The organism is Limnothrix sp. HT2024, assembly GCF_059138625.1.
The window spans coordinates 3,866,936-3,885,720 of record NZ_CM181121.1 but is presented as its reverse complement, the minus strand read 5'-3'; the positions used below and the strand labels follow the sequence as shown (position 1 = coordinate 3,885,720).

At 53.4% G+C, this 18,785-nt stretch carries 17 protein-coding genes; 5 read left to right on the top strand and 12 right to left on the bottom strand.

Going from position 1 to position 18,785, the window contains the following annotated elements; translation table 11 throughout:
* Positions 1–43 precede the first annotated feature (43 nt).
* Together glyS and AC2IAX_RS15820 are read right to left on the bottom strand one after the other, a co-directional pair.
* Positions 44–2,200, bottom strand: coding sequence for a glycine--tRNA ligase subunit beta (gene glyS, locus AC2IAX_RS15825; protein WP_494388332.1), 2,157 nt, complete (start codon positions 2,198–2,200; stop codon positions 44–46).
* A gap of 185 nt (positions 2,201–2,385) precedes the next feature.
* Entirely contained in the window at positions 2,386–3,063 is a 678-nt protein-coding gene (locus tag AC2IAX_RS15820) for a hypothetical protein (RefSeq protein WP_494388331.1), read from the bottom strand.
* 127 nt (positions 3,064–3,190) lie between these two features.
* Between AC2IAX_RS15820 and AC2IAX_RS15815 the strand changes: the two genes are divergently transcribed.
* On the top strand, positions 3,191–3,688 hold the full coding sequence (locus tag AC2IAX_RS15815; protein WP_494388330.1) for a hypothetical protein: 498 nt from the start codon (positions 3,191–3,193) through the stop codon (positions 3,686–3,688).
* Here AC2IAX_RS15815 and AC2IAX_RS15810 read toward each other — a convergent pair.
* The 3 genes from AC2IAX_RS15810 to AC2IAX_RS15800 all read right to left on the bottom strand — a co-directional run bounded on the left by AC2IAX_RS15810 (position 3,685) and on the right by AC2IAX_RS15800 (position 6,817).
* The gene (locus AC2IAX_RS15810; RefSeq protein WP_494388329.1) at positions 3,685–5,199 is read right to left on the bottom strand and encodes an adenylate/guanylate cyclase domain-containing protein; all 1,515 of its coding nucleotides are present in this window, start codon (positions 5,197–5,199) and stop codon (positions 3,685–3,687) included. The two genes, AC2IAX_RS15815 and AC2IAX_RS15810, sit on opposite strands and share 4 nt — an antisense overlap.
* Before the next feature lie 291 nt (positions 5,200–5,490).
* Complete coding sequence (locus AC2IAX_RS15805; RefSeq protein WP_494388328.1) at positions 5,491–5,910, bottom strand: hypothetical protein; 420 nt, start codon at positions 5,908–5,910, stop codon at positions 5,491–5,493.
* Positions 5,911–6,046: 136 nt separating this feature from the next.
* Entirely contained in the window at positions 6,047–6,817 is a 771-nt protein-coding gene (locus AC2IAX_RS15800; protein ID WP_494388327.1) for a hypothetical protein, read from the bottom strand.
* Positions 6,818–7,403: 586 nt separating this feature from the next.
* Between AC2IAX_RS15800 and clpB the strand changes: the two genes are divergently transcribed.
* On the top strand, positions 7,404–10,022 hold the full coding sequence (gene clpB / locus AC2IAX_RS15795) for an ATP-dependent chaperone ClpB (protein WP_494388326.1): 2,619 nt from the start codon (positions 7,404–7,406) through the stop codon (positions 10,020–10,022).
* Positions 10,023–10,283: 261 nt separating this feature from the next.
* The gene (locus AC2IAX_RS15790) at positions 10,284–10,853 is read left to right on the top strand and encodes a DUF4126 domain-containing protein (protein ID WP_494388325.1); all 570 of its coding nucleotides are present in this window, start codon (positions 10,284–10,286) and stop codon (positions 10,851–10,853) included.
* A 23-nt stretch (positions 10,854–10,876) separates the two neighbouring features.
* On the opposite strand, the gene AC2IAX_RS15785 is transcribed toward AC2IAX_RS15790, so the two are convergent.
* From AC2IAX_RS15785 to ahcY, 5 genes are all read right to left on the bottom strand, one after another.
* Positions 10,877–11,473 carry a Uma2 family endonuclease gene (locus tag AC2IAX_RS15785; RefSeq protein WP_494388324.1) on the bottom strand — a complete coding sequence of 199 codons (597 nt, stop codon included), beginning with the start codon at positions 11,471–11,473 and terminating at the stop codon, positions 10,877–10,879.
* A gap of 93 nt (positions 11,474–11,566) precedes the next feature.
* Entirely contained in the window at positions 11,567–12,163 is a 597-nt protein-coding gene (locus AC2IAX_RS15780) for a Uma2 family endonuclease (RefSeq protein ID WP_494388323.1), read from the bottom strand.
* A 68-nt stretch (positions 12,164–12,231) separates the two neighbouring features.
* Positions 12,232–12,654 (bottom strand): Holliday junction resolvase RuvX, encoded by a 423-nt coding sequence (gene ruvX / locus AC2IAX_RS15775; RefSeq protein ID WP_494388322.1) that lies wholly within the window; start codon positions 12,652–12,654, stop codon positions 12,232–12,234.
* A gap of 148 nt (positions 12,655–12,802) precedes the next feature.
* Positions 12,803–13,426, bottom strand: coding sequence for a DedA family protein (locus AC2IAX_RS15770; RefSeq protein WP_494388321.1), 624 nt, complete (start codon positions 13,424–13,426; stop codon positions 12,803–12,805).
* A gap of 135 nt (positions 13,427–13,561) precedes the next feature.
* Entirely contained in the window at positions 13,562–14,851 is a 1,290-nt protein-coding gene (ahcY, locus tag AC2IAX_RS15765; protein WP_494388320.1) for an adenosylhomocysteinase, read from the bottom strand.
* Between the two features lie 214 nt (positions 14,852–15,065).
* Between ahcY and AC2IAX_RS15760 the strand changes: the two genes are divergently transcribed.
* Positions 15,066–15,323 carry a hypothetical protein gene (locus AC2IAX_RS15760; RefSeq protein WP_494388319.1) on the top strand — a complete coding sequence of 86 codons (258 nt, stop codon included), beginning with the start codon at positions 15,066–15,068 and terminating at the stop codon, positions 15,321–15,323.
* Positions 15,324–15,485: 162 nt separating this feature from the next.
* Here AC2IAX_RS15760 and cbiD read toward each other — a convergent pair whose 3' ends face one another.
* Entirely contained in the window at positions 15,486–16,577 is a 1,092-nt protein-coding gene (gene cbiD / locus AC2IAX_RS15755) for a cobalt-precorrin-5B (C(1))-methyltransferase CbiD (protein ID WP_494388318.1), read from the bottom strand.
* Positions 16,578–16,639: 62 nt separating this feature from the next.
* Here cbiD and AC2IAX_RS15750 point away from each other — a divergent pair, with 62 nt between their 5' ends.
* The gene (locus tag AC2IAX_RS15750; RefSeq protein WP_494388317.1) at positions 16,640–17,401 is read left to right on the top strand and encodes a cobalt-precorrin-6A reductase; all 762 of its coding nucleotides are present in this window, start codon (positions 16,640–16,642) and stop codon (positions 17,399–17,401) included.
* Between the two features lie 114 nt (positions 17,402–17,515).
* Here the strand turns inward: AC2IAX_RS15750 and cbiE are convergent, their stop codons facing one another.
* A complete protein-coding gene (cbiE, locus tag AC2IAX_RS15745) occupies positions 17,516–18,754 on the bottom strand; it encodes a precorrin-6y C5,15-methyltransferase (decarboxylating) subunit CbiE (protein ID WP_494388316.1) in 1,239 nt (412 codons plus the stop codon).
* Positions 18,755–18,785: the final 31 nt, after the last annotated feature.

The window sequence follows — 18,785 nt, the reverse complement described above, 5'->3', positions numbered from 1 at the left end:
AGCACACCCCTTGGCCCTTAGGTTGAAAATGGGGATGAATGCTTTACCCCTTCACGATCGCCCCGAAATCTCCGAGCACCCTGGCATGGTTGCGCAACAGGCCCAGCAGGTTCAGCCGGTTACGCCGTACCGCCTCGTCATCCACCATCACCATCACGCTTTCGGAACCATCAAAGAAGTTCGCGACCACGGCCGCCGCCTGAGCCAGTTGATCGGCTAGGGGTTGGTAGTTACGGGTTTGGCGAGTGGCTTGGGTGATGGGCAACAGAGCAACTAGGGCATCATAAAACGCCTGTTCTGAAGGTTGCTCAAACAAGGCGGGCTTCACGGAAGCGGCGGGATCCAGATCGCTGAAGTTGAGATCGCCCTTGGTGGCCAGCTTGGAGGCGCGGTTAATGGTGGCATAGAGGTTAGCCAATTGCCCCGATCGCCGCAGGGATTGCAAAAACTGGGCCCGTTGCAACACGTCGGCGGGGTCGTAGAGGGCCCGCAGGGCCGCATCCCGATCGCCCGGTTCTCCGACAACTGCCAAGGCCAGGTCGTAATCAATGCCTTGCTCATCTTCGAGCAGGCTGCGGAACCGTTGCACGAAGAATTCTGCCAGTTGTGTCCCCATGCCGGACTCTGCCCAGCGATCGACCGATTCCGGCTCAATCAACGATTCCAAATTCAGAGACCAACCGGCATCCCAAATGATGTTCACCACGGCGTTGGCGGCCCGGCGCAGGGCAAAGGGATCGGAAGATCCGCTGGGCAGCAGGCCAATTCGGAACAGGCTGCACAGGGTATCGAGCCGATCGGCCAGGGCCACAATGCGCCCGGTTTGGCTGCGGGGCAAGGCATCGCCCGCGCCTTTGGGTAGGTAATGCTCCCCGATCGCCACCGCCACCGCTGCCGGTTCCCCGCTGGCCCGGGCATACTTCTCGCCCATAATGCCTTGCAGCTCCGGGAACTCGAATACCATGCTGGTCACCAAGTCTGCTTTACAGAGCAGGGCGGCCCAGTTCACCAAGTCCCGATCGTCCGCCGACAATTGCAGTTGGTGGCAGAGCCGATCGGCCATGGACACGATCCGATCGACCTTGGCCCGCATACTGCCCAATTGGTCTTGGAAGGTGACCGTTTCCAATTTGGCCAAGTAACTTTCCAAAGGCTTGGCAATATCGGCCTTGTAGAAATACTGGCCATCGCTGAGGCGGGCCCGCACGACCCGTCCGTTGCCCTCGGTGATGATGGCGGCCTTGGTCGGATCCCCATTACTGATGGTGATGAAGTTGGGCAACAGTTGATCGGGCTGGCCCGGTTGATGAACGGGGAAATAGCGCTGATGGGTGACCATCACTGTTTTGGTCACTTCCGACGGCAGCTCCAAAAATTCCTGATCGAAGCCACCAATCACCGCCGTGGGGAATTCCACCAAATCCCGCACTTCTTCCAGCAAATCGGGGTCAATTTCCGCTTCTCCGCCCAGTTGGGCCGCCGCGGCCTGGGTTTGCTCAATGATCAGCGCCTGCCGTTGATCGGGATTCACCAGCACGGAAGCCGCTGCCAGGGTGGCCACATAGTCGGTGGCCTGGGCGATCGAGACCGGCGCAGGATGCAACACCCGGTGTCCCGTCGTGACTCGATCGGCCGTCAGCACCTCCGCTGGACGTGTTTCGGTGGCAGCTCGCACGGTCAAAGACACCGGCAACACTTGATCATCCCAAAGGGCAATCAGGCTGCGAATGGGCCGGGGGAATCGTAATTCTCCATCTCCCCAGCGCATAAACCGCTTCCCTTCAAGGGCCAGCACCCATTGGGGAGCCAATTCCTGCAAGAGATCAGGGGTCGATCGCCCCGCCGTGAACACTTCCGCAAAAACAAATTCACCCTTGTCCGTGGCTCGCAACTCCAAATCGCTCAGGGCCACACCGTTTTTGCGCGCAAATCCTTCGGCGGCCTTGGTGGGTTGCCCATCCTTGAAGGCCGCACTGGCCGGCGGCCCTTTGACCGCTTCCCGGCGATCGGGCTGGCGATCGGGCAACCCTTCAATCACCAGGGCCAAGCGGCGCGGCGTGGCAAACACCTGCACCGATGTGGCGCTTAGGTTGGCTTCCGCCAAGCTCTGGGGCAAGCGATCGCGCCACTGGCGCACCGCACTGGCCACAAAACTTGCGGGTAATTCTTCAGTGCCGACCTCAAACAAAAAAGCAGGCATGGGAGCGCTGGAACTCGATGAACAGACTTGAAAAACCTAGCAGATCGCCAGCATAAACGATCCGAAACCATCCGACTGAGGGCGATTGTTTCCTTGCCTTGCCTTCATTGCCTTGCCTTTGTGGACTGGCCTTCGTTAGCGCACCCGGACAGAAGCTTGGCCAAGCAACTCAGTTGCATCAACCGTCAGCCACCCTGGGTACGCCCCAGCCACAGAATGCCCGCAATTACCAGTGTCACCAGCAGTAGCCCAAAGCCCAAAAAGCGATTCTCATGGACAATCAGGGCCGGATCGATCGGCTTTGGCTCGGGCATGGGACGAGATCGGGGCGATCGGCTCGGAGCCTGACCGGTGGCCGCCTTGAACCCCGCACCATCCGCCGCCTCCAAGCTCGACAGATCAGGAATTTCCGTCAACCATTCCGGGCGCTTGCTCAACACGGGCGCTTCCAAAATGGCCAACAACCGGCGAGCTTGCGATCGGGTTTCCAGGTGGGGATGTTTGGTCAGTTGCCGACACAATTGCAGCGCCGCATCTTGCAGGCCCGCCGCCTCATAGGCCGTCACCAACCACACCTGCATTTCCCCCCCCAAGCGCCCATTGGCCGGCAACAGCGCCGCACCCGTTTCCAAAGACTCGATCGCCTCGCGGTAGCGCCCTGACTCAAACAGCATCCGCCCCTGGTCATAAAGTGTTTGGGCCCGATCTAGGGTCATGGCCTCAAAATCCGTTACCGGCTTTGGGTCGGCCGTCTCTGGCTCCATACCGGTTTCCACAGCACTCGCCCCCGATGCAGGGTTCAGCGATGAATTCAGCGAGTGAAAGACTGCTTCTTGATCTGGTTGATCTTGCTCTGCCGCCACGCGATCGCCTCAAATTCCTCTCGGTTCAGAGCCTTTAGTGTAACGCCGTGCTCCATAACTCTTTACGCAGCGGCAAGACCTTGGGTTAATCTTAAGGGGCATTTTTTGAGAAATACCACCGCGCGCTATGAAACGGCCGCTTGCGATCGCCGCCCTCACCAGCCTTGGCCTTGGTTTGGCAGGACTGCACATCAACGCCCAAGCCCAAGACCGCAGTGCCCCCGTGGTGGAATGTCGCCGCCCCGTGCCCCTGATGCCCGTTGGTGGCAATGACCCCGAAGTGGTGAAGCGGGTTTCGGCCCCTAGCCTGCTGTTCACGCGCAACAATTGGAACACCGATTTTGTGGTTCCCAGCAATCAAAGCTTTACCAGTTTTCGAGTCAACCTGTTTTTCAAAGACTCCGGCAGCTACCAATCTGAAATGTTTCTCAAATATGGGGACAGCAGCAACGATCAGTTCTATGACGAACGGGTAAATGCTGAGACAAATCAACTGGTACAAGTGCCTGCTTATCCACGTCGTCGTCCCGGCCAAAATATTCAACCGTTCCAGGTGAACGTGAAGGTGGGTAACACAGGATCGATCGGGAAAGTATATGTCGTTTCGGTGGATGCTTGCCGTTAGTTTTTAGGGGCTTCTTCTAACCAATAGACCAGCATTTCGCCTCGACCTTTCACAGCAATTAACCCCCGCTGAGTTAATCGATAAAGGCTCGCTTCTCCCCCCAGGCGATCGAACACCGCTTGCGTCACTTGGATTTTGCCCGGCAATCCTTGGGACTCCATTCGGCTGGCCACATTCACCGTGTCCCCCCACAGATCGTAAGCGAACTTTCGCAGCCCAATCACGCCCGCCACCACCGGCCCCGAATGGAGACCAACCCGAATTGAGAGGGGGTAGCGGGACGTTTGATTCAATTGTTCCATCGCCCGTTGCATGGCCAACGCCATATCTGCCGCCGCCGCCGCGTGGTTCGGATTGGGATTCGGCAAGCCCGCCGCCGCCATGTAGGCATCCCCAATGGTCTTGATCTTTTCAAGACCATGGAACTCCGCCAATTGATCAAAGAGCGAAAACATTCGATTCAGCAACTCAATCGTTTCACCCGGTTGCAGTTGCGAAGCCAGGGGCGTAAATCCCACTAAATCCGCAAATAAAACCGTCACCTCTGGAAATAAGTCCGCAATCTGGGCTGAGTCGATCAAGAGTCGATCGGCAACACTACGGGGCAAAATATTCGTCAACAATTGATCCGATCGCCGCTGTTCTTGGCGCAATTGTTTGCGAACTTCAAATTCCGTTCGCGATAGCCGTTCATAGAGACCAACCACCAAGGTTGACATCAAGGAAATCCAAACCATATCAAACAAAACTTGCCCAGGATCCAAAGGATCTGGAAAGATTGGCTGTCCCATCAAACCATTGGTCAAAAAATAGTTCACATAGGCAATCAGATGAGAAATCAGATGCCAATGCCAACGAAAGGGCAACACAGCCGCAATACTAAAAAAGCCCAATGTCCAACCCTTCAAATCGGGCATGACCGGTGTGCCCCAGTGGCTGGGTAAATTGGTCACCACCGAAATCGTGGTTGAAAGTAGTAAAAATAAACCAAATTGGGATGAAAAAATAACCGGATCCAAGCTCAAGCGCTCCGGTCGCTTCGACTGAATCAGCGGTGGCAATTTTCCACCCTGGCTTAAGGGCTTTGGGGTGATATTTTTAGGAGTCGTTTGCTGAGCAGCAGCAGGATAGGCCGAAATCGACGCAGGAGCCAAATATCGTTCAGTTAAAGACTGGGTTTCACGGCTGCCCGCAGCAATTAAAACAATCGCCATCAAATGGCGAATCAAGCGCACACTGAGCAGATCGCCTTTACTGGATTCCTCAAAGGCAATCAGAATTGAGAACGTGCTGAAATAAATGACTCCTAGGCGAAATCCCAGCATCAAGCGCTGGTGAATCAGTGCCGATCGCCAGGCAACATAACTATCAAATTCCGCTTCATTGAGATGTCGCCCATCTCCCAAGAGGAGGTTTATGGAACGGGTTAACCAAGCGCGCAACAGACTACGAAAGGATGGGCTACCTCTAGGGCGATTGCGCCAAATCCGTCGCCAAGGGGTCAAGGGCACAGCAAGAGCAAGAGCAGGGAGAGATCGGAAAGTTTTGAAATTTTAACGGAATTCAGCGACGGAGTTGAGCGACGGAGTTGAGCGATGGAATTAGGCAAATTCAGTTGTCAGGATTCGGGATCATTCCCCTAGAAACTTCGACTGATCAGATCTGACTGATCGCAGTAGGCAAATTTGCCTAAATTGGTTTGGAAATCGCTGGCAATCAATTGAAGTCGTGATCAGTCACTATTGACAGACGCAAATTAAAATTGCGGAAATGTCCTGAGAGGAAATGTCCTAAAAAAGCAATTAATTGGGACGGTAGGGATCGATCGAGGGATAGGGACCAAACTGCACCTGCCGCAATCCGCAGAGATCATAGGGCTGCTCTTCCAAGACCGTCTCGGAACCATCGGAATAAATGGCTTTGATTTTGTAGTTACACCCGGACTGATAAAGGTTGTCGTAATTAAATTCCAAGTCGATCGCTTCACCGGATTTTAAAATGCGATCGCCTAAGAGTTCTTGCCAATCCCCTGAATAGCGAGGTGCAATATAGAGGGCGTATAAACTACGAGCATTATTGTTGCGAAACCGAATACGCGCAATGCGGTTTTCTGGGCGAGTATTGTCCCATTGGGCGAAGGTTCCTTCGATCGCTGTGCCGAGGACTGTAACCCCGATCAGACCCATGGCAATCAGTTGGCTGCTCCACCGCTTGAAATTCATAACTCAGGCTCTCTGCGTGAGGTTGCAATTCAGAAAAAGATTGCGTCCAGTGTACGCGCGATTGTTCAGTCCCTGCTAGGGGATGGCAAAAATTATTGAGAGAATGCTGAGCAATTTCTGAGTCATTTCTGCGAAATCACTCAGAATCCCATTGATCTTGTCGATTGTGGATCATTTTTAGCTCGTTCCGAACCCGATCGCCCAGTTTTAATGCTTCATCAAGTACCTGACCATATTCAAGGGCTTGATCCGTCACCAGTTGCATATGCTGACCCAGGGTGGCCCCTTCAAAGGCATCTACTTGCGCCATCACCACATCTTGGTTTTCACGTAACACCCGTTCCACTTTCAAGGCATTTTCCAGCTCCGATCGCAATTGGCTCAAGGTGGCGATCGTTTGGGCTTGTTCCTCAGGGCTGATGACTTTTCCGGAGGCTTGGGCCAGTTGAGCCTTCACGTCCGTTGCCCGCACCAGCCGATTAAATTTTTCAACCTCTTGGGTCAAGGGCAGGAGTGATCGCAAGGTATCTTGTTTTTTCTCTTCATCCCGCGAAAACCAAATAGACATGGGAATACCCGTAAGCAGACAAATGCTCGCCGACCAGCGCACAATGCTAATGATGCTAATTCCGGCAAGCAAGCCCAACAGACGAACTAAGTAAAACCCGCCAATGGCAATTGGGATCACAAAAATTCCAAGCAAAATTGCCCAAATAATCGAAAACCAAAATCCATTCCAAGCATATTTTAAGCAACGCTTGCCGATCGCTTGCCATTTAGGTAGTTTACGATTTTGATGCAAGGCTTTAGACAGATCTTGAGCATCTTTAAAGGGAATGCCCGTTAGGGTTTGGAAGTCCGTAGGCGACAGGAGCAAAGTTTGCCAATTGGTTGTTTTTTCAGTCATATTTTTCACTCATATTCAGTTTCCATTAATCGTCAGTTTTGGCTGAGCTTCACCCGATTCAATGGTTGTCAAATTCGATCAGTCATCCCTGATAGTTTGCGGTTTATTTTCTATCCTAAGCATCTCCCAGCTTTTCGATCGCGCGGTCTGACCGCAACCCACAGCGTCCACTGATTCGACTCAAAGGGCTGACCATCGAACCCATGCAACTGGCCCTGGAACGGCTAGACCTGACTCAGTTGGTCTTGGCTAAAAAGGAAGCGATCGCGCCGCTCCCCAGTCATTTGAATCCCCTTGCATCGCAGCAAAATCACGACAAAATCACAGCACAATCGCGACAAGGTTGCAGGAAACGGGTCACAGCAGCGCCGAGGACGCAGGGCGAGCCTGAACAATGACCCGATCGGGAATCGCCCAGCACGGCACAATCAAATTTCCGCCAGGGATACTGAAGACGGCAAACCCCCACCCCTTGGGTCGTAAAAGCCGATCGCGCTCGATCGCCCTCCCTGCCTACAATAGCGCTACGGTCGTGCAGCGGAGGCTGATCCCTCCCGGAGTAATTCCTGCACACCCCGAACACCCCATGCAACCCACTGATCCCAATAAATTCACCACCAAGGCTTGGGAAGTTATTGCCCAAATGCCAGAAGTTGCCAAACAAAATCGCCAACAACAGCTAGAGTCAGAACATTTACTCAAATCATTATTAGAACAAGAGGGATTAGCCACCAGTATTTTTAACAAGGCTGGGGCCCAGCCCAGTCGCTTACAAGAATTAGCGGATCAATTCTTGCAGAAACAACCCAAAATTTCCGGTGATATTGGCTCAGTTTACTTGGGACAAAGCCTGGATAAGTTGCTTGATCGGGCTGAGGCCTTTCGCAAGGAATTGGGTGATGAATACCTCTCGATCGAACACCTCGTGTTGGGGTTTGCCAAGGACGATCGTTGCGGTCGCAAAATTTTTAATGAAGTGGGGCTGAATGAGGCCAAACTGCGGGAAGCAATCAAACAAGTGAGAGGCAATCAAACCGTGACCGATCGTGATCCAGAAGGGAAATATGAAGCTCTTGAAAAATATGGCCGAGACCTCACCCAATATGCCCGCCAAGGGAAGCTCGATCCAGTCATTGGCCGGGATGACGAAATTCGCCGCACGATCCAAATTTTGTCGCGTCGCACCAAAAACAATCCCGTTTTAATTGGTGAGCCAGGGGTGGGCAAAACCGCGATCGCCGAAGGATTGGCTCAGCGAATTGTGAAAGGAGATGTGCCAGAATCCTTGCAAAATCGCACCCTGATTGCCCTTGACATGGGCGCACTAATTGCCGGGGCCAAATATCGCGGGGAATTTGAAGAACGCCTGAAAGCGGTGCTCAAGGAAGTGACTGATTCTGAAGGGAATATCATTCTCTTTATTGATGAAATTCACACCGTGGTGGGCGCAGGGGCAACGCAGGGGGCCATGGATGCCGGTAACCTTCTGAAACCCATGTTGGCTCGGGGTGAATTGCGCTGTATTGGAGCCACCACCCTCGATGAGTACCGCAAATATATTGAAAAAGATGCGGCATTGGAACGGCGCTTTCAACAGGTTTATATTGACCAGCCCTCGGTGGTAGATACGATTTCGATTCTGCGAGGGTTGAAGGATCGCTATGAAACCCATCACAACGTCAAGATTTCCGATAGTGCATTGGTGGCGGCGGCCACCCTTTCTAATCGCTACATCAGCGATCGATTTTTGCCGGACAAGGCGATCGATCTAGTGGATGAAGCCGCAGCCAAGTTGAAAATGGAAGTGACCTCTAAGCCAGAGGAACTGGATGAAATCGATCGCAAGATTTTGCAACTGGAAATGGAGCGCTTGTCCTTACAAAAGGAGAGTGATTCCGCTTCCAAGGAGCGGCTGGAACGGCTCGATCGGGAATTGGCAGACCTGAAGGAAACCCAAAGCCATTTGAACGCCCAATGGCAACAGGAAAAAGATCTGTTGGAGCAACGAAAAGCCCTCAAGGAACAGATCGATCGGGTGGAGCTGGAAATTCAGCAAGCGGAGCGAGACTATGACCTCAATCGAGCCGCTGAATTAAAGTTTGGAACCCTGAATGAACTGCATCAGCAATTGCAGACCATTGAACAGACAATTTCAACTCAGCAATCGAGCGGTCAAATTTTGCTGCGAGAAGAAGTCAGTGAATCTGACATTGCTGAAATTATTGCCAAGTGGACTGGCATTCCGGTCAGCAAACTGATTGCTTCCGAAATGGAAAAGTTGCTGCATTTGGAAGACGAGCTACATCAGCGCGTAATTGGCCAAGATGAGGCCGTCACGGCGGTGGCCGATGCCATCCAGCGATCGCGTGCGGGGTTGGCCGATCCTAACCGCCCGATCGCCAGCTTTATCTTCTTGGGCCCCACGGGCGTGGGCAAAACTGAACTGGCTAAATCCCTGGCGGCTTATCTATTCGACACCGAAGAAGCGATGGTGCGAATTGATATGTCGGAATACATGGAAAAACATGCGGTTTCGCGTTTGGTCGGTGCGCCCCCCGGTTATGTGGGCTATGAGGAAGGCGGGCAACTCACGGAAGCCATTCGTCGTCGTCCTTATTCAGTAATTCTGTTTGATGAAATCGAAAAAGCGCACCCGGATGTGTTCAACATCATGCTGCAAATTTTGGATGATGGTCGAGTGACCGATTCCCAAGGGCGCACCGTTGATTTCAAAAACAGCATCATCATTCTGACCAGTAACGTTGGCTCCCAATACATTTTGGAATTGGCGGCCGATAACAGTCGCTATGAAGAAATGCGGACGCGGGTGATGGCGGCCATGCGCGAACAATTCCGCCCAGAATTCTTAAACCGCATTGATGACATCATCATTTTCCACGGTCTCGAAAAGTCGGAATTGCGCCAAATTATCCAAATTCAAGCCCAGCGATTGGAAGCCCGTTTAGCAGAAAAGAAAATGGCCCTGAAACTGTCAGAAGCGGCGATCGACTTCTTGGCAGAGGTTGGCTACGATCCCACCTACGGCGCACGCCCCTTGAAACGCGCCGTGCAACGGGAATTGGAAACCCAAATTGCTAAGTGCATTCTGCGGGGTGAGTTCACCGAGGGTGACACGATTTGGGTTGATATTGAAAACGAGCGACTGGCTTTCAAGCGGCTGACGGCGGATTTGGTGGCACTCTAGGCTAGGCAACGGCGATCGCCCATGGCTCTCGATCGTGCTGAGTTGACCAAAATCGCCTAAAGTTCAAGGCCACTGGGAAATTTCCGAGTTGCATGGGTCGCTCGCCCCTAGCTTGTGATTGGTGCGATCGACCCCCATCCTTTGCGGATCTCAACCACCGATCCTGGAAGGAACAGTTCAAAAAGGGGCATTGACTCAAAAAGGGGCATCGATGGTGCAATTACAGATGAGTTCAGGTTTCTATGGGATGCGCCCATTGTCATGGTTGAACTCCTAGCGGTGCTGGCAGCTTCGGCGGCGGGAGGGATGCGCATTGCCCTGCCGCTGTTGTTGATTGGCCTCTTGCAGGGCGATCGCCTTTGGTCACGGGTGCCGCTGCTGTCGCAACTGTCGCCGCAATGGGTGCTGGGGGTGCTGGTTAGTTGGTCGTTGTTTGAGCTGTTTGCTTCCAAAAAACTGCTGGGGCAACGAATTTTGCAGTTGGTGCAATTGGTGTTCAGTCCCTTGGCTGGGGCCGTGATGGGAATGGCGATCGCCCAAGCAGCCGATCGCACGGATCAAATCACCGTGCTGTTGGGAATTGTGGGAGGACTGCTGGCCCTAGTCTTGCAACTGGTGCAGGTGGGCTGGTTTTTTCGATTAGGAGGGCTGCCCCTTTGGGCAATTTTCACCCAAGATGCCCTCTGCATTTTTTTGGTGCTATTTGCCTTTGATGCACCCACCCAAGGGGGAACGATCGCCCTGATGCTTTTATGGCTGGCGATTCGCAGTTCCAAGGCCTGGTATTTCCATTACCAAGAACAACCGAATTCGTCGTTTCCCAGAACTTAGGAATGAAAACGATCGATCAACTGCTAATCAACCGCTAACCAATCAAAGAGCTGACCCAGCGTGAGTTGAAATTCAGTCGCAAACTCGGGCACAGGTAAGCGATCATTTGCATCCCGAAAAACTGAAACTCGACAATCATGATTAATGGTGAAAACCATATTTCGGGCAGGATCAATCAGCCAGCCTATTTGAGTTCCATGCTGGGCACAATGCAGTAGCTTATCAATAATGCCCAGGCTTTCTTGCTTGGGTGACAAAATTTCGATCGCCCAGTCTGGCGCTTCGGTAATTGGGTGAGAAACTAATCGATTGTTAGTGTCGCGCGGGATTCGATCCCAGGTTAAAACCACCAAGTCTGGCACAATTGCTCGATCGCCAAAGGTACACCGTAACTCAGAAAAGGCACGGGCAACTTTGCGAGCTTTCAAGGCTGCATTGATGGCTGCACCCAAGTCCATTTGCAGTACACTATGCTCAATTTGCGGCATTGGTTTTTGAATGATTTTGCCGTTAATGAATTCACTGGCCGGCTGAGTATCGGGCAGGGCCAAAAACTGGTTCAGGTCGATCGCCTCTGGGGCTAATTCCACAGCGGCCGGGACGCTTAGGCTAACGGTCATTTACCCATCCTCCAAAACCAATTCAGTGGACTGTCAATTCTTGGGAAGAGAACTTTTAATTTATTAGAAAAATTAGTCAAGCAATCTCAGATATTAGTCAATTGCTAACCAATCAAATAATTGACCTAGCGTCAGTTGAAAATCAACTGCAAACTCAGGAACAGGAAGAACATGACTCATATCCTGAGCGACTGAGATCTGGCAATCACCGTTAATTAGTAAAATACCATTTTGAGCGGGGTCAATCAGCCAGCCCATTTGAGTTCCATGCTGGGCACAATGCAGTAGCTTATCAATAATACCCAAGCTCTCTTGCTTGGGTGACAAAATCTCGATCGCCCAGTCTGGCGGGATTAAAAATTGATTGGCAACCCGACCCGTTTTTGGGTTTCGGGGAATTCGTTCCCACTGGAAAACTGATAAGTCCGGAACAATTGCTCGATCGCCAAAGGTACAGCGCAATTCTGTATAAGCCCGGGCAATTTTTCGCTGTTTGAGCACGGCGTTAATCGCTGCTACTAAGTCTGCTTGTAGGGTGCTGTGTTCTCCTTGGGGCATTGGTTTTTGAATGATTTTGCCGTTAATGAATTCACTGGCCGGCTGGGTATCGGGCAGGGCCAAAAACTGGTTCAGGTCGATCGCCTCTGGGGCTGACTCAGTAGCAGCCGGAGCGCTTAGGCTAGCGGTCATTTAACCATCCTCCAACGCCAATGCAGTGGGCTATCCCTTCCCAGGATAGCGACTGGTTTTGACAGAATTCAAATCTGTTGTTCATCTAGCCAGCGTTGCAAAATTGCCGCCGCCGCATAGCGATCGATGCTGCCCTTGTCCCGGGAGGGTTGCTGGCCGCGCGATCGCAACAGTTCCTCCGCTTCCACCGAACTCAGTCGCTCATCCACCAACACAAACGGCAGCCCGATCGCTGTGGCATAACGCTTGGCCCACTTGCGAGCATGGCGGGTTTGGGCACTGTCTTCGCCGTCCATCGTCAGGGGTAACCCGGCCACCAGTACCGTGGCCTGGCGCTCCTGGGCGATCGCCCGCAACGTCGCCACATCCTGCTCAAAAGATTGTCGCTCGATCGTGGCGATCGGGCTGGCGATTAACCCCAGGCGATCGCACCCCGCCACCCCAATTCGTTTGCGCCCAATATCCAGGGCGATCGCCGCCACTTCTGCCATGGTTGCTATTTCCCAGTCAATCGATTCATCTCAAACAAATCGGGGCAGGCCCAGCCCACCCCGATTCACCTAATTATTATTTTGGCAGTCATCTCGTAGGGGCGTAACGCCTTACGCCCTCCACCAGCTTCTCGGTTTCACCCGTGTTTTACCCGTTGCCCTTGTTGCGCAAATCCAGGTTTTTCTTAACCAGCCAAGCTGCAAAAGCCAACACCAAAATTCCCAAGACAATCTTAGAAACTGGGGCAAGATATTCATCCACCAGCTCATAGTTAGCCCCGAGTTTATAGCCCAGGGTGGTGAGGGCCGTTGTCCAAATAATTGTCCCGATCGTTGTATAGATCGTGAAAGGAACGATCGGCATTCCCTCAATGCCCGCCGGGAGCGAAATTAAAGTCCGAATGCCCGGAACCATCCGGCCCAAGAGCACCGCCTTAGCACCATGCTTTTGGAACCAGTTTTTGGATTTACCGACATCTTCGCCGGAAATGCCGATCCATTTGAAGTATTTGTCTGCCCAACGTTCTAGGCGCTCTTCGTTGACCAGTTTGCCAATGTAGTACCAGGGATAGGCTCCCAAAACCGTACCGATTACACCCGCTGCGATCGCTGGGATTAGCTCCAAATTATTATTTGGTTGAGAAGCCGTAAACCCCGCCAAGGGCATAATTAATTCCGACGGAATCGGCGGGAATAGATTCTCCAAAAACATCAGGAATCCAATGCCGAAATAGCCCAGAGAACCAATAATTTCAACAATCCACTCTTTCATAGAAAGCAAGAATAACGCGGTGAACAAAATCGGTGAGTTGGGTGCGTGGTGACGATATCAGGCATCTAACCCCGAGGGCAAGACAAGGGGCTTAAGCCCCTTGCCCCACACTAGGGATTAGGGTTCAGGCGGTGATTATGTGCCTTCCGTCCAGGAGTTCATGTACTCGATTTGCTCGGCGGTCAGGGAATCGATCGCGATGCCCATGGCCGCCAGCTTCAGACGGGCGATCTCTTGATCCACCTCATCGGGAATCGAGTAGAGACCCGGCTCCAGTTGGCCCTTGTTCTTCACCAAATATTCGCAAGCCAGGGCTTGGTTGGCAAAGCTCATGTCCATCACGGCGCTGGGGTGACCTTCGGCCGCCGCCAGGTTCACCAGGCGACCTTCGCCCAACACCACCACGGACTTGCCGCTGGTCAGGCGATATTCTTCGGTGAAGTTGCGGACGGTTTTCACTTCCGACGCTTGGGCCTTCAGGGCCTTCAGGTCGATTTCCAGGTCGAAGTGACCGGAGTTGCAGACGATCGCCCCATCCTTCATCTTGGCGAAATGCTCGCCGCGAATCACGTGCTTGTTGCCGGTGACGGTGATGAACAGGTCGCCCAGGGCGGCCGCTTCGTCCATCGGCATCACGCGGAAACCATCCATCACCGCTTCGATCGCCGGGACAGGCAGCACTTCGGTAACGATCACGTTTGCGCCCAAACCGCGCGCGCGCATAGCCGTGCCCTTACCGCACCAACCATAGCCAGCCACCACCACGGTTTTGCCCGCCAACAGAACGTTGGTGGCGCGGATGATCCCGTCCAGGGTCGATTGGCCCGTGCCGTAGCGGTTGTCAAAGAAATGCTTGGTTTGCGCATCGTTGACGTTCATGGCCGGGAAGGTCAACACGCCATCGCGCAGCATGGCCCGCAAGCGAACGATGCCGGTGGTGGTTTCTTCGGTGGTGCCAATCAGGTCAGCGATTTGGTCTTGGCGCTGTTGGATCAGGGTGGCGGTCACGTCGGAACCGTCATCGATGATCACGTTCGGCTTGTGGTCGAGGGCGATGTTCACGTGGCGCAGGTAGGTTTCGGTATCTTCGCCCTTGTAGGCAAAGACCGAGATCCCTTCATCCACCACGAGGCTGGCGGCTACGTCGTCTTGGGTCGAAAGGGGGTTGCTGGCAATCAGCACCGCATCCGCGCCACCGGCCTTGAGGGCGATCGCCAAGTGGGCGGTTTCAGTGGTGACGTGGCAACAAGCAACCAGACGCAAACCGGCGAAGGGCTTTTCGGTGGCGAAGCGATCGCGGATTTGACGCAGCACCGGCATTTCTCGACCCGCCCATTCAATCCGTTGGCGACCCATGGGGGCCAAGGACAGGTCTTTGACTTCGTGTTTCACCAGTTGCGGCAAGCTTACGGGCGCGACGGTCATTGGGTTAGCAATTCCTTACTTGAATCGTTGAGGGGGGAGGGGCAGGTAGCTTGGGCGATCGACCGGATCACATCCGGCTGAGGGGAGATCGTTAGCCTCTTGCAGGTCAACTCAATCAGTGTATCAACTTCGTAACCTTGTGACCGGTTGCCAGGGTTTAGGATCGCCCTCAGAGCGCGGAAAACAAGCTAAAGCTGCTGAAATGGAGGCCCAAATGGCAACAGCAGTGGCGATCGAACCACTGACGCTCCATGATCTCGAACAGCGGTTTGGTCTCCAGCGCAGTGCTGATCCAGATTTCTTTCGAGAATGGCGCGATCGGTTGCCGGAGTTGGGGGCAATCGAGCGCGATCGGCGGCAACGAATCCAAGCCAGCTATGCGAACTTAGCGCGGCGATCGGTGCTCGAAAATCCGATCAAAAATTTTGAACCGTATACGGTTCAAAAAGAGTCTGGATCGCCTCCTGGGTAGCAACAGTCTGAGAGGATGTCTGAAAAGCCAAAATCGATACTCTGCACGCCTCATCGATCGACGAAGACAAGAGGCTTAAGCCCCTTGCCCCCACGACTATTGGTGCATTGCCCGTGCCAAAAGACACTTTTCAGACATCCTCTGAGACCATCCTGCTTAGTTTCATTTATTTTGAATCCAGGCATGGCTCAATTGAGTAGTGGTCTCATCTTGCGCAATCACCTGTCCCTGACGGTTAATCAAAATAGTTCCAATCTTGAGGAGAACATTTCCATACTTTTTCACATAGGCTTGAGCTTTCTGAGAAATGGTTGTGGCTAATACTTGAAACACGCGATCGGCTAATTTGAGTTCCACTAAACTTTTATAAGCATCATCTGCCGTCTTGGCTTCCAACACGGTCTCTATGGCGGATAGACCACCACCCGTACGGGCAACCGCTGCACTAATGATTTCCAATTTGGCATCAGCAAGGTGACTAGAAGTATTAAAAATACCGCCTGCCAGCTTCACCAACTTTCCTTGATAGCCCAGCAGGATGACTGATTCTGCACCATGCAAAGCCGCTTCGATGAGTAATGCACCCACCCAATTGCCCGTTTGGACAATAGCGGTTTCTGGAAAACCCATTTGTTGGGCAACGTGGATCCCATGACTGCCAATGCAGAAAACCAAGTTAGTGTGTAATTTCACCTTGGCTTGCAAAATCTGACGCAGATCTTCTAAATGATCTTCAGCAGAAAGGGGCTGAGCAATACCACTTGTGCCCAGTAATGACAGTCCTTCCAAAACCCCGAAGGCTTCATTGGACGTTCGTTGAGCCAGTTGCCGACCTTCAGGCATGATGATGGATACCGTGACGCTTTGATCGGCAGCAATCAACGGTAGCAGGTTAGCTTCAAACAAACGGCGAGCATACCGGTAGATGGCTGGATCCCCGGATGCGGTTTTGCCAATCCCTTCTCCAGCCTCTAAAATCAGTTGCTCAGCTTGGCGAGGTTGAAGTTTAATCCAAGCCCAAATGGGCGTATTGCGAGTTAAATCTAAATTGTCACCAGGATCGCTGATGGTAATTGCCAGGGCGCTGCTGATGTCTAGGTGAGCGACTTGCTGAATGGGAATGGTTGCTTCGCCGGGTAACAAATCCAGAGCAACGGTTTGTAAGGGATCAGGGCGGTTGTATTGGAGATGAAGCAACGCGGCTTTGGCGGCGGCAACTGCAAATACAGGCAGGGTGTAACCGGAACGGGCCATTGAGGTGAAGAACTTGAGACGATCGGGAATGGACTAAGACAGAAGCAGCAGCAGGGTGAAACATGCACGATCGCAAGCGAGTGCTGATCTTGGGCGGAACCGGAGACGCAACCGCATTGGCGGCTCGGATCGCCGAAATCCCTGAAGTGGAAGTTATCACATCGCTGGCAGGGCGAACTCGTCAGCCCCTAGTGACATCCGCAAACACCCGAATTGGCGGATTTGGCGGTGTGGCAGGACTCACAGACTACTTGCGAGAACAGCAAATTGATGGGCTGATTGATGCAACTCATCCCTTCGCGGCTCAAATTTCCTTCCACGCGGCGGCGGCCGCCACCGAGGTTGGCATTCCCCGCTTACTGTTGATGCGTCCGGCCTGGGAACGGGCAGAGGGCGATCGCTGGATTGAAGTGGACGGTCATGGGGCTGCTGTCACAAACCTACCGGGCCTCGCTGAGCGCATTTTTCTGACGATCGGGCGGCAAGAGCTGGCCGTTTTTGCTGCCTTGAAAGATCTTTGGTTCCTGATGCGGATGATTGATCCGCCTGGGCCAGATGCGATAGTTCCTCCTGGAAAACTGCTCCTGGAACGAGGCCCGTTTTCATTAGAAAATGAGCGATCGATCCTGCAACAGTACGACATTGGAGCGATCGTCAGCAAAAATAGTGGTGGGGATGCTACCTACGCCAAAATTATTGCGGCCCGGGAGCTAGGAATTCCGGTGGTGATGATCCAACGTCCACTGATTCCACCAGGAGACAGCGTGACCGAGATTGAGAGTGCTTTAGCGTGGCTCAAAAAGACATTGACACTCCACGCCTAACGCCCCACACCTGATACTCCACGCTTGCCGGACGACACACCGCTTATCGGTGGATGCCCATCAGTTATTTGAAGCTATTTGCAGCCTTGGTGCAGACTCATGGCTATCGAGGGGTTAACCTTTGATCACGATCCACTGAGTCACGGGTGCCATTGCTTTCCAGCCCAGAAATTTGCCGACGGGCGCTGCCCGCTGAATGGCAATTCGGGTCAGGGTTCCGCCAAGCTTACTCTGCCACTGAAATAGCATTTGTTCACTTTCGACGGTGACCGCATTGGCAACCAGGCGACCACCGGGACGCAGTGCTTGCCAGCAAGTCTCCAATAGATTGGGCGTGGTGAGTCCACCGCCAATAAAAATCGCATCGGGTTCTGGGAGATCCCTGAGTGAATCTGGGGCAACTCCCGCCACAACGTGGAGTTGGGGAACGCCTAAAGCATGGGCATTGTTGGCGATATATTGCAGGCGATCGGGGTGCTGTTCAATGGCGATCGCCCGACATCGGCGATCGCACCGCAGCCATTCAATGGCGATCGACCCACAGCCAGCCCCCACATCCCACAGCAGTTGACCGGGTGATGGCGCAAGGGCCGATAAAGTCACTGCACGAACTTCCCGTTTGGTTAACTGTCCATCATGGTGATAGGCAGTGTCGGGCAGTCCAGGGGTACGAGGCGAGAGGATCGCTGGGGACGTTCGGGACGTTAGGGGCAAAGTCAGGGCAATGGTATTGAGATCGGCCAACTCGGGAGCCGTCCAGGTGGCAGCCGTCCCCGTCGTGATCCGTTCATGAATACCGCCCATACGTTCCAAAACCGTGATTTGACTGTCGCCATAGCCCTGCTGGGTCAGGCGTTGGGCGACCGCTTCGGGAGTTGTTTTGTCAGCGCTGAGGATCAAGATTTTGGCAGCGGGGTACAGCGCGGCGTTCAAGAGCGCCGGATCGCGTCCGCAGAGGCTGAGGGTTTCCACTTCGGTCAGTGACCAACCCAGACGGGCACAGGCCAGGCTAAAGGCAGAGGGAGCGGGAATGATCGTCATTTCCCCGATCGAAATGTGGCGGATCAGGGTTACGCCAATGCCACAACACATTGGATCACCGCTGGCCAGAACACAGACCGCTTGCCCCCGACGTTGCACGATTTGCTGCACTGAGTCAGCGATCGGGGAAGTCCAGAGTAGTCTTTCACATGGCTTGTCGGATTGACCCCCTTGCTCGTCTGAGGGCAACAGCGCAAGATGACGCGCTCCGCCCACAATCACGGTTGCTTGGGCCAGGAGCGATCGCCCCACTGGACTCACTCCCTCCCAGCCATCCTCACCAATACCGATGATCGATAGCCACTTTTGCATTCCTCCTCCTCGCACTCAAAAAGCGGTTGAT

Excerpts from the sequence above, each read along its gene's own strand:
- ruvX (WP_494388322.1), bottom strand. The coding sequence starts at position 12,654 with ATGGCAGAAGTGGCGGCGATCGCCCTGGATATTGGGCGCAAACGAATT.
- AC2IAX_RS15805 (WP_494388328.1), bottom strand. The coding sequence starts at position 5,910 with ATGAATTTCAAGCGGTGGAGCAGCCAACTGATTGCCATGGGTCTGATC.
- clpB (WP_494388326.1), top strand. The coding sequence starts at position 7,404 with ATGCAACCCACTGATCCCAATAAATTCACCACCAAGGCTTGGGAAGTT.
- AC2IAX_RS15750 (WP_494388317.1), top strand. The coding sequence starts at position 16,640 with ATGCACGATCGCAAGCGAGTGCTGATCTTGGGCGGAACCGGAGACGCA.
- AC2IAX_RS15800 (WP_494388327.1), bottom strand. The coding sequence starts at position 6,817 with ATGACTGAAAAAACAACCAATTGGCAAACTTTGCTCCTGTCGCCTACG.
- AC2IAX_RS15770 (WP_494388321.1), bottom strand. The coding sequence starts at position 13,426 with ATGAAAGAGTGGATTGTTGAAATTATTGGTTCTCTGGGCTATTTCGGC.
- AC2IAX_RS15780 (WP_494388323.1), bottom strand. The coding sequence starts at position 12,163 with ATGACCGCTAGCCTAAGCGCTCCGGCTGCTACTGAGTCAGCCCCAGAG.
- AC2IAX_RS15790 (WP_494388325.1), top strand. The coding sequence starts at position 10,284 with ATGGTTGAACTCCTAGCGGTGCTGGCAGCTTCGGCGGCGGGAGGGATG.
- ahcY (WP_494388320.1), bottom strand. The coding sequence starts at position 14,851 with ATGACCGTCGCGCCCGTAAGCTTGCCGCAACTGGTGAAACACGAAGTC.
- glyS (WP_494388332.1), bottom strand. The coding sequence starts at position 2,200 with ATGCCTGCTTTTTTGTTTGAGGTCGGCACTGAAGAATTACCCGCAAGT.
- AC2IAX_RS15760 (WP_494388319.1), top strand. The coding sequence starts at position 15,066 with ATGGCAACAGCAGTGGCGATCGAACCACTGACGCTCCATGATCTCGAA.
- AC2IAX_RS15815 (WP_494388330.1), top strand. The coding sequence starts at position 3,191 with ATGAAACGGCCGCTTGCGATCGCCGCCCTCACCAGCCTTGGCCTTGGT.
- cbiD (WP_494388318.1), bottom strand. The coding sequence starts at position 16,577 with ATGGCCCGTTCCGGTTACACCCTGCCTGTATTTGCAGTTGCCGCCGCC.
- AC2IAX_RS15785 (WP_494388324.1), bottom strand. The coding sequence starts at position 11,473 with ATGACCGTTAGCCTAAGCGTCCCGGCCGCTGTGGAATTAGCCCCAGAG.
- cbiE (WP_494388316.1), bottom strand. The coding sequence starts at position 18,754 with ATGCAAAAGTGGCTATCGATCATCGGTATTGGTGAGGATGGCTGGGAG.